The organism is Thermostichus sp. MS-CIW-38 (assembly GCF_054058415.1).
The window spans coordinates 1-9,487 of the sequence record NZ_JBSSAH010000061.1 but is presented as its reverse complement, the minus strand read 5'-3'; the positions used below and the strand labels follow the sequence as shown (position 1 = coordinate 9,487).

The following is a 9,487-nucleotide window of genomic DNA, read 5'->3' as shown; positions in this document are numbered from 1 at the left end:
TCAGGACTTGGGTCATGGTTCTATCATAACTTCCGCATTCCTCCCGACACTGACCCTACGGGTACAGTGCGGGGCTCCTGCGATTTCTAGCTGAGGCTTTTCCTAAGACAAGAGCCTCTACCCCAGGTTTTTGCTCTCTCAGAGAAGGGCAACCAGCAAAAGAACTACCCCAGCTCCGACAATCAGTACAGCTCCCCCCAGCCACACCCAGGAGATGCGGGATCCGCGGCCTTTGTCGGTTTTCCCGACAGGATTCTCCGGCGCGGGTTCAGGCTTTGAGTTGACCGAATCTGGGGCAACAACTGTTAGATCCTGCAACAAGAAGTCGCCTTTTTTTTCCAACAGAACCGTGGTTTCTTCTGAGGCCAGCAGCGGGTTCAACAAGGGGGCCGTTTGCTCCCACTCGTATTCGGAATGTCCCGACTCACGCCCGTACACCGTGACCTGCTCCAAGCCGGGCAAGCCCAACGCCCTGAGCTCCGCCTGCACCCGTTCCATGAGATGGGGGTAGTCCACTCGGGCCGAGGAGGATCGATTCAGAAGAACGTGTAGATGACCTTGGCGGCGTTTGACCGCGATTTTGACCGGGGCAGCCAACCGAGCCTGCAACGCTTGGGCAATCTCAGCTTCGGTCATGGGGCAACATCCAAGGCATGCGAGTTAATTCTAATACAATCCTAGGGCAACGATGCAGAGGGCTACGGGGGCTCGGGGTAGAATGGGATGCGCGTTGGCGAAGAAAAGCAGAGCGTTCATCTTTTTCTCTCGCCGGATCCCTAGCTGGAAGTTCTATGCAAGAGAAAACCATTGTCCGCGATTACTTCAACTCCGTTGGCTTCGAGCGCTGGCGGCGCATCTATGGTGAAGAAGAAGTCAATTTCGTCCAAAAAGACATCCGCCTTGGCCATGCCCGCACGGTAGAGACGGTGTTGCAGTGGTTGGGGGATCCCTCGGGTTTACGCATTTGTGATGCCGGATGCGGGGTGGGCAGCCTCAGTTTGCCCTTGGCCACCAGAGGGGCGCAGGTGTTCGCCAGCGACATCTCGGAACAAATGGTGAACGAAGCACGCCGCCGCCAGCAAATGGAGCTGGGATCCACAGACAACCCCCAATTTTGGGTCTCGGATCTGGAGGAATTGACAGGGGAATACGATGTCGTCATCTGCCTCGATGTGATGATCCACTACCCTGAAGCCGAGGCCCTGCGCATGCTAAAGCACCTGACCCGCCTGGCTCGGTCCCGCCTGATCTTCAGTTTTGCCCCCAAAACCCCCTGGCTGACGCTGCTGAAGAAAGTGGGAGAGTTCTTCCCCGGCCCCAGCAAAACCACCCGCGCCTATCAACACCGAGAGGCGACCTTGGTGAGCCAATTAACCGAATGGGGCTGGAAAGTGCAGCAGCGACAAACCATTCGCAGCCGCTTCTACTTTGCTTGGCTGCTCGATCTGGTTCGCTGAACCTGCCGCCCACTGGATACCTTCTGTCGGAATGTTCGCCTGAGGTGGTGATCTCCCAGATTTCCAGACGCCAGGAAGCGATCTCGAGCCAGCAGTATGGCCATGCTGGTTTGCCTCAGCCCAAGGGGTCAGCCGAGGTTATCCAGTTGCTCCAGCAAATCGGGATCTGCCAGCTTTTGTAGGGCAAGCCGCGCGTCATCCCGCACCCCCCAATCGGGATCGCGACTGGCGCTGGTCAGCAATTGCCTTGTTAGCATCGTGTAAACAATGGGATCCTCGAGAGCCAGTTTCACCTGTTGCCCCAGGATCCCTAAGCTCCAGGCACAGTTGCCGCGTACCGCTGCGATTGGATCTTGAGCCAAGCCCCGGCAGAGAGCTGCGACCACCTCATCCAATGCCGGGCCAGGCAACGCCTGCGCCTGGGCCAGTTGTCCGAGAGCACTGGCAGCCCACAATCGCACTGCCGCGATATCCCCGGCCAACACTTCCAGCAACACCGGGTACGCCCGCGGATCCTTGGCATTGCCCAACGCCCACACCAAGCCTTTGCGCACATAGCCGTTCCAATCCCAGCGCAAGCCCTCGATCAGCACCTCCACCTCAGCGGGATCCGGATTCCGACCTAGGGCATAGGCTGCTCCCACCCGCACCAACGGGCAGGGATCCCGGACTAGGGCCAGCAGGGGTTTAACGGCGCGGGGTTCTTCGATCTCACAGAAGGCGCGGGCCGCCTGCATCCGCAAATAGGGATCCGGATCCTGCAACCGCTGCAGCATCAGCTCCACATCCACCTCCGGCGGTGAGTGAGGTGGCAGCTCGTCTAGGGGCTCAAGGGGGGAAAAAGCGTCTTCTTGCATGAAAGGGTGCCCAGGTGTTGGCGGAGGGGGCGAGCGCAAAACTCTCCCTTCCCCACGACAAAAGCCAGAGCAACAACAGCCGAACCAGCAGCAGAGTTGCTGCCTATCATAAACCGCCGGGATCCTCTGCCTGATCTGCTCTTTCCGGTTGGGATCCCGGCACCCTAAGCAAGTCCGCTCCTTCCAACACCCGCGCCGAGCGGATCACATCTCCCACCTGGATGCGCTCCACCCACTCCATCCCCTCGGTGACGTAGCCGAACACGGCATAGCGCCCGTCCAAAATCGGCAGAGCAGAGAGGGTGATGTAAAACTGGGAAGAGGCTGAGTCAAGTGGGCTAGAACGGGCCATGGCCACCGCCCCCAAACGATGGGGCAAGAGCAACTTACTCAGAGCAGCGGGATCCTGGATCAAGGTGTTGTAGCGGGGGTAGGGTTCCCCACGCAGCTGAATTTCCAGGGGGATGGTGCGCAGGCGGTTGCTCCCCGGCTCTGTTGCACCCCCTGTACCGTCACCACGGGGATCCCCACCCTGCACCACAAAAGGCTGCGGATCCTTTTCCACCCGATGGAAGGTGAGGCCATTGTAAAAGCCCCGCTGAACCAAATCCACGAACTGGCCGCCGGTCAGGGGTGCCGCTTCCCCGTGGATCGCCAAGATCACCTTGCCTACCCCCTCAGCAGTTTGCACCTCCATCTCCACCACTGCCTTCCCTTGCAGTTGCGGGCGGCTAGCATAGGCCGCCGGGATCCCAGAGGGGGATTCTGAGAGGGGGGGTGTACTGCGACAAGCCAACAGCCCGAGACAGAGGTATCCCAGAACTAAGCCCACTCCCACTCTGCAGCGGCTCATTCGCCCCAGCTTGGCGAATTTCATCTGCCCCTTCTCCTTCAATCCAATCTCCCACCCTCCAGGCGCTGCTCAACCCAGCAGGGATCCCTATCCAGGTGATTCAGATCCGCTGCGACAGTCCCAACTGCAAGGTGACGCTTTGAGCGCCATTGCTCACCCTCACACCGTAGGGGCTGATGGAGGTAACCCGCCACTCTGCTTTCACCGCATGGCCAACAGCCACCTGACGTACTACGTTGTCGATCAAGATCAGAGCCTTGGGAGCACCTGGATCGTGGATCAATCCCACCAGCTTCATCTGCGGCACAGGCTGGGGTGGGATCCGCGCTGGCACCGGAGGCGCAGGTACCCTGGGGGGAGAGGGAAGACCAGCCCCTCTTGAAGCAAGAGGAGCGGCAACAGTCGGCGGTTTTGCCGGTTCGACCAAGACAGCCTTTGCAGAATCCTCAGGTGGAGCTTTGGGGTTTTCATCCACATCAGCAGCAGTGGGAAGCAAGGGCTCCTGGTGAGCATCGGAATGGGAAGAATTGGGTGCCTCAGCCAAGGGATCCCGAGTGGCCTGCGAAAAAACCACCGCCCGCGGGCGCAGGGTCATCCAAAAAGCCAGCCCTGCCACCAAGGTAGCGGCCAAAGCCATACCCAGCAGTAATCCTCCGGCAGCAGAGAAGCGCCGGGAAGGCAGTGGGGGCCGTGTGCCGAGGTAAGGATATTCGCCGGCTTCTGACAGCCCCTCTTCCAAGCTGTTCTCCAAATCCTCGAACAGCTCATCCAACAGAGAATCTGCCTGCTTGACTTGGCCAGACCATGCCCAAGGGGAACGACGGCCTCTGCCCGCTGAAGCATCTAACCCGGACATACAACCTCCCTAGCCTGAGCGGCGGGGATCCCGAGGAGTTGAGACACTCAGCCAACAGTTGCCGTCTATCGCCCAAAGGCTCTCAAAGGAGCCGCATTTCCGGGTACTCGGTCAACAGCGCCTCTGCCGACAGGGTGTCTCCCTCCAACTGCGGCGTCCACAGCACTTCGATGGCCACAATCCGATCTGCCGGAATCGAAGCCAGCTGCAACAGGCACTGCCGCAGATCCGCCATGGAGTTAACTACAGGTAGTGTACCCAAGTTACCACGATACGCAACCAGTAGAGTTACCAGCAGGTACTCGCCGATATCTGGGATCCCAGCAGCAGATCGCTGCAGCGCCGCTTGGGAGACTTGTTGGATCTGGTTGTTGCGGTTGCTGAGGCTTTCGACGCTGAACTTGCTCCGTTCTTGTAAAGAGGCTTGATAGAACAGGGATTCGGCGCGGGAGAGGGGCAGCTTCTCCGCTTGGGCATGGCCATAGGCCCAGTAGTCGCTGTAGCGCATCAAGCCAAGGGTGACCTCTTGCAACAGTTGGCTCAGCCCTTCTGGCGACTGAGTATCCGCCTCCAGAGCCAGGGCGTTCATGTCTTTTTGCAGTTGCCGGGCGCTGGCCAGCAGTCCCACTTTTACCTGCGCAGCAGTTACCTGGGGATCGCGAACCCCAATGCTATCGTCCCCTTCTTCGGATCTGATCCCCGAGCGCAGCGTCTGCACCAAAAAGCTACCTGCCCCAACCAAGAGCAGCAGCGTCAGCAGGCCGCCACCCCCCCCTCCCCAGAAAAAGGGCACCAGCAGCGGAAAACCAAAGCCGCCTCCATAGCTGGGGTAGACAGGAGCTGAGTAGTGCGGGCCAATCGAGCGGGGGGCAGAGAACGTCGGAGACCGGAAAGATCCGCCGCCAATGCGACCGCCACTGCGTGCCCAAACAGCGCCTATGGGAGCCAGGGCCAAGGTCAAGGCCAGGGCAATGGCCAGCAGAGGCCGGCAGACGCGACCGATTCGTTTCAGCATGATCACAATGTTTTCGTCCATCACGGGGCTAGTCTCTCTTAATTCTACGCTTTCTCGTTGGCGGGAATAGGGGCGGAAACCGATCCCCCACCCGGCCATCTCACTTGTTCAATTCTTCTGTGTTGATTCTTTGTGTACTGAGCCGGCCAATGACCGTCAACCAATCGAGGCAGAGCCATGCTACGGTCTGGAAGGTTGCCAGGAGGAGGGCAAACAACAGCAATGCAAACTCAGGCTAACGTCCAAGCCGAGGAAAGAGAGCGGGCATCTTCTCCACCCCGTGCCCAGATTCGGCTGTTGGTGGTGGATATCGATGGCACGATTGCCGGGCCTTCCAACCAGGTTTCAGAGCCGGTTCGGGAGGCCATTCAGAAGGCCAAAGCAGCAGGGGTGCGAGTAGCCATCGCTACGGGTCGCATGCATCGTTCTGCCGAGCGGTTCCACTACACGATTGGGGCCGATATGCCCCTATGCAGCTACCAGGGGGCTTTAATTCGGGATCCCGATAGCCAAAAGACCCTAAAGCACTGGAGCCTGGACTGGCCGCTGGCCGAGGAGTTGTTGCAAGCGTTGCAGGATCAGCCGGTGGGGGTTCACCTCTACATCGATGACCAGCTCTACTTACGGGAGCTGAGCCCTCTCAGTCAGGCCTATGCTGAGCGCTCGCAGGTGCCGTTCCAGATGTTCTCTTCCGCCCAATACGGACGAAGCCCCACCAAGATCCTGGCTGTTTCTGAGGATACCGAGTTCCTGCAGGAATTGCAGGGATCCCTGCGGCGGCGGTATTCCCCTGACCAGCTCTACCTCACCCGTTCAGAGCCGATTTTTCTCGAGGCTACCCATCCGGCGGTGAACAAGGGCAATGCCGTTCGTTTTTTGGCCGAGGAAATGCTGGGGTTGTCGGCGGAGCAGGTGATGGCCATTGGCGATGGCGACAACGACATTGAGATGCTGCGGTATGCGGGGATCGGGGTGGCGATGGGAAATGCCTCGCCTGCTCTGTTGCCCCATGCCGATTGGATTGCCCCTCCTGTGGCAGAAGACGGGGTGGCGGCAGCCATCGAGACCTTCATCCTCAGCTAGGCAGGGATCCCATGCTGGGTCTGGCTTCTTCTCCCTTTCCTGAGGTCACCCTGCGTCCGGCGCAGCAACAGGCGTTGGCCTACCAATCGGGGCCGCTGGGGATCGCCGCCGTTCCGGGGAGCGGCAAGACCTTTATTCTGGAGCTGTTGATCGCCGATTTAATTCTCAATCGGGGGATCCCACCGGAGCGCATCGGGGTGTTCACCTACATGCGTTCGGCGCGGGGCAACTTGATCAGCCGCATCAATCAACGTTTGCAACGGGCGGGGTATCCGGATCGCTTTACCCAGGCCTTTACCCTGCATTCTTTGTCGTTGCGGGTGTTGCGGGAGGCCCCCAGCCGTTGGGAGGAGCTGTCTATTTTGGAGGGATACGAACAGGAGCGGTTGCTCAGCCGCCTGTGCCGCGCTTGGCTCGTCCGCCATACTCAGCTCTGGGAGCCGCTGATCCCCGGCGACAACAACCCGCAAAAGATCGCCCAAAACCGAGCCCAGTTCCGGCGCAGTTTCCAGCAGATGGTGCAGGTGGTCATCAGCAGGGCCAAGAATCTGCGCCTGGGGCCAGAAGTGATCCCCAGCGAGGGCTATCTGGGCTGGGCTGCTCCCATCTACGCCGGTTATCAAGCGGAATTGCGTCGCCTGGGCAAGTTAGACTACGACGACCTGGGCTGGCAAGCAGTGGATTTGATCGAGGGCAGTCCGGAGCTGCGGGAGCAGGTGCAGAACTGGTACGACTACCTGTTCGAGGATGAGGCCCAAGACAGTTCCCCCCTGCAGGAAGAGCTGCTGCGGCTGCTCAGCCAACGCACCGGCAACCTGGTGCGGGTGGGGGATCCCAACCAGAGCATCATGGGCACCTTTACCAGCGCCGAGCCGCGGCTGTTTCGCGCCTTTTGCCAGGCCAGTCCTCAGGTGGTGCTTTTGGATGAATCCAGCCGCAGTGCCCCCCAGATCATCGCTTTGGCCAACCGCCTGGTGGAGTGGGTGAATCAGCAGCACCCCATCCCGGCTTTGCGCACCGCTCTGGCCCCCCAGCCCATTCAACTGGCCACCTCCGGTGGCCAAAACCCCCCGGCCAGCGAGGGTGGTGTGGACTTTCTGCGGGTTGTCGGATCCCCGGAAGAGGAGCTGCAACAGGTGGCGCGGCAGGCCATTGCAGCCGCCCAAGCTTTTCCCGGCCAAACGGTGGCCATTCTGGTCACCACTAACGAGCTGGGGGGCAAAGCCCTCAGCTATCTCCAGGAAATGGGAGCGGAGCGGGTGATCGATCTGTTGCGGGGCAGTCCCAGTCAGCGGCGGGTGTTGTTGCAGCTCAAGGGAATCATCGACTGGTTTGCCCAGCCCACTGCCCCCACTCGCTTGGCTGCTGCTGTGGATTGCTTGGCGGATTGGGCGGGGATCCCACGTGCTGAACTGGGACCGATGTTGAGCTGGATCCGCGCCTCTCTGCCGGAGCGGCTGCTATTTCCCAACTTTGGTGAGGCTCCCGCTCTGCCCGATGGCCCGCCTTGGCAGAACTTGGGCAGGCTGCTGCGCACCCTTGCCGGTTGGCTCCGGGCCGGGCGCTCCCCTTGGCCGGAGGTGCTGAATGTGATCGTTCAAAGCCTCTACCGCAAGCCGGAAGAGCTGTTTGTGGGTCGCTATGTAATCGATCAGCTGGAGCAGGTGCTGGGATCCCTGCCCGAAACCGATTGGCAGGAGATCGCCCAAGAATTTCAAGTGATTCTGGATCACCGCCTCAACAACTTGCCTTCGGAGATCTTCGCCTTCGACCCCGAGCCGGGCAGCATCACTGTCACGACTCTGCATCGCGCCAAGGGGCTGGAATGGGATCAGGTCTTCATCCCCCAAGTGTCGGCCTACGAGTTTCCCACCCAGTACGGGGAGCGAACCCTGGGGCTGAAGTTTTTGGATGAAGTGGATATGCAGGCAGAGGCCCTGGCTCAGTTGCGACAGCTCAGCCCCAAAGGCGGCTGGGAGCTGCAGGCCGACTCGGCCACCAAGCAAGCCTTTTTGGATTTGGCAGCAGAGCGATTGCGGCTGCTGTATGTGGGCATCACCCGCAGCAAACGACGGCTCACCCTCTCGGTATCCAGCCAATCTCGCTTTGGCACAGAGCAGAGTTCATCTTTGGTGTTTCGGGTGTTAAGTCGCAGTTTTAGGGCCGGTTGACCGGGTGAGTCTCTCGTTCTTCATGGATTGGCAACCTGCTAGCATGGCTAAGCCCGATAGCGCTTGCGCGCCGCCTTGCGGCAATGGGGCAGTCTTTCAGAAGCTATGGATATTCTGCAATGCAACCTCGGCGTATTGCCCGCGAACTGGCCCTGCTGGGGGTCAATCAACTGCCAGCCACGGCGGCCAAACTGAGCGAAAAACAACTGGAGGACTTGCTGCTGGCAGCCATCCGCGCCCTGAGTGAAGAGACCCATGAAACCCTCTCCACAGCGGCGGCGGAAATCCAGCGCAGCGACCGTTTGTTGCACGAGAGCGATCCTCTATTGTTGGCCGATTCGGATCCCAAGGAAGAGGGTGGATCCCGCTCCGTCACCCTCCGCCTTCAGCAGGCCCAACGACACCTGCAGCGCCTGGAAATCACTCTGAAGGAGGCGGACGTTCCTGACCCCAATGCCTTACGGGGGGAATTGCTGGAGCTAATCCAGCAGGTGCAAGTGGCCCTCGGCAACGCCGGCCAAGCCTTAGAACACCTGGAACAGCGGCTGCACAGCGTCCGCCACATCTTGGATGAGGTTGTCCAGTTGTCCCAAAGAGCAGTCAACCGGGTGGGCGTTGCCCTGTCCATGCCGGAACTGTTGTACATTGCCCAATCCCAAGAAGTGCGCGCCTACGCTTTGCAACTGTTAACTGCCCTGCGAACCCACAAGGAGGCGATCGATGCTCGTTTGCAAAAGGCTTTGGTGGGTTGGCAATTGCAGCGGGTTGGTCGGATCGAACGAGATATCCTGCGCCTGGCGGTGGTGGAGATGGAAATACTGGCCAGCAGCCCCGTGAAGGTTGCCATCAACGAAGCTGTAGAATTGGCCAAAAAATACGGGGATCCTGAGGCCGCCGCTTTCGTCAACGGAGTGCTGCGACGGGTAGTGGACAGCCAGATGGAGACCCACCGGGGTCGGGATCCCTCCCTCCCTGGTTCTGGTTCCGGGGGCTGAGCAGATCACCAAATTTTCGGGCTGGAGGCCCGCACCATAGCCGCAGGCTTGGTGTCGGGAGGAAAGCCCTCCTCTATATAGGTTTGCCGGCCAAAAGTCTGGATAAACTACAATAAGCCCATGAGCCAGACTATCTCTGTACGTTGCAAGCTGATAGTCCCACAAGAGTTGCGTCAAGAAATTGACCGCACTTTGCAGGG

The 9,487-nt window shown here is 59.8% G+C and carries 9 protein-coding genes; 4 read left to right on the top strand and 5 right to left on the bottom strand.

The annotated features are described in order from the left end of the window. Positions 1 to 138: 138 nt before the first annotated feature. The gene (locus ACVWXZ_RS13855; protein WP_457404288.1) at positions 139 to 636 is read right to left on the bottom strand and encodes a hypothetical protein; all 498 of its coding nucleotides are present in this window, start codon (positions 634 to 636) and stop codon (positions 139 to 141) included. Between the two features lie 155 nt (positions 637 to 791). On the opposite strand from ACVWXZ_RS13855, the gene bchM reads away from it, so the two are divergent. Further along, positions 792 to 1,457 (top strand): magnesium protoporphyrin IX methyltransferase, encoded by a 666-nt coding sequence (gene bchM / locus ACVWXZ_RS13850; protein WP_457404286.1) that lies wholly within the window; start codon positions 792 to 794, stop codon positions 1,455 to 1,457. 128 nt (positions 1,458 to 1,585) lie between these two features. On the opposite strand, the gene ACVWXZ_RS13845 is transcribed toward bchM, so the two are convergent. From ACVWXZ_RS13845 to ACVWXZ_RS13830, 4 genes are all read right to left on the bottom strand, one after another. Then, positions 1,586 to 2,314, bottom strand: coding sequence for a HEAT repeat domain-containing protein (locus tag ACVWXZ_RS13845; RefSeq protein ID WP_457404284.1), 729 nt, complete (start codon positions 2,312 to 2,314; stop codon positions 1,586 to 1,588). 106 nt (positions 2,315 to 2,420) lie between these two features. Further along, positions 2,421 to 3,191, bottom strand: coding sequence for a peptidylprolyl isomerase (locus tag ACVWXZ_RS13840; protein WP_457404283.1), 771 nt, complete (start codon positions 3,189 to 3,191; stop codon positions 2,421 to 2,423). A 76-nt stretch (positions 3,192 to 3,267) separates the two neighbouring features. Beyond that, a complete protein-coding gene (locus ACVWXZ_RS13835; RefSeq protein WP_457404281.1) occupies positions 3,268 to 4,023 on the bottom strand; it encodes a hypothetical protein in 756 nt (251 codons plus the stop codon). An 82-nt stretch (positions 4,024 to 4,105) separates the two neighbouring features. Then, positions 4,106 to 5,059 (bottom strand): DUF1517 domain-containing protein, encoded by a 954-nt coding sequence (locus ACVWXZ_RS13830; protein ID WP_457482650.1) that lies wholly within the window; start codon positions 5,057 to 5,059, stop codon positions 4,106 to 4,108. A 201-nt stretch (positions 5,060 to 5,260) separates the two neighbouring features. On the opposite strand from ACVWXZ_RS13830, the gene ACVWXZ_RS13825 reads away from it, so the two are divergent. From ACVWXZ_RS13825 to nusB, 3 genes are all read left to right on the top strand, one after another. Continuing rightward, on the top strand, positions 5,261 to 6,121 hold the full coding sequence (locus tag ACVWXZ_RS13825) for a Cof-type HAD-IIB family hydrolase (RefSeq protein ID WP_457482649.1): 861 nt from the start codon (positions 5,261 to 5,263) through the stop codon (positions 6,119 to 6,121). A gap of 11 nt (positions 6,122 to 6,132) precedes the next feature. Then, entirely contained in the window at positions 6,133 to 8,292 is a 2,160-nt protein-coding gene (locus tag ACVWXZ_RS13820; protein WP_414412973.1) for an ATP-dependent helicase, read from the top strand. 119 nt (positions 8,293 to 8,411) lie between these two features. Then, complete coding sequence (gene nusB, locus ACVWXZ_RS13815; protein WP_414331399.1) at positions 8,412 to 9,287, top strand: transcription antitermination factor NusB; 876 nt, start codon at positions 8,412 to 8,414, stop codon at positions 9,285 to 9,287. The last annotated feature ends 200 nt before the right edge of the window (positions 9,288 to 9,487 follow it).

Coding starts and splice junctions, on each gene's coding strand:
- ACVWXZ_RS13855 (WP_457404288.1), bottom strand. CDS start 636: ATGACCGAAGCTGAGATTGCCCAAGCGTTGCAGGCTCGGTTGGCTGCC.
- bchM (WP_457404286.1), top strand. CDS start 792: ATGCAAGAGAAAACCATTGTCCGCGATTACTTCAACTCCGTTGGCTTC.
- ACVWXZ_RS13845 (WP_457404284.1), bottom strand. CDS start 2,314: ATGCAAGAAGACGCTTTTTCCCCCCTTGAGCCCCTAGACGAGCTGCCA.
- ACVWXZ_RS13840 (WP_457404283.1), bottom strand. CDS start 3,191: ATGAAATTCGCCAAGCTGGGGCGAATGAGCCGCTGCAGAGTGGGAGTG.
- ACVWXZ_RS13835 (WP_457404281.1), bottom strand. CDS start 4,023: ATGTCCGGGTTAGATGCTTCAGCGGGCAGAGGCCGTCGTTCCCCTTGG.
- ACVWXZ_RS13830 (WP_457482650.1), bottom strand. CDS start 5,059: ATGGACGAAAACATTGTGATCATGCTGAAACGAATCGGTCGCGTCTGC.
- ACVWXZ_RS13825 (WP_457482649.1), top strand. CDS start 5,261: ATGCAAACTCAGGCTAACGTCCAAGCCGAGGAAAGAGAGCGGGCATCT.
- ACVWXZ_RS13820 (WP_414412973.1), top strand. CDS start 6,133: ATGCTGGGTCTGGCTTCTTCTCCCTTTCCTGAGGTCACCCTGCGTCCG.
- nusB (WP_414331399.1), top strand. CDS start 8,412: ATGCAACCTCGGCGTATTGCCCGCGAACTGGCCCTGCTGGGGGTCAAT.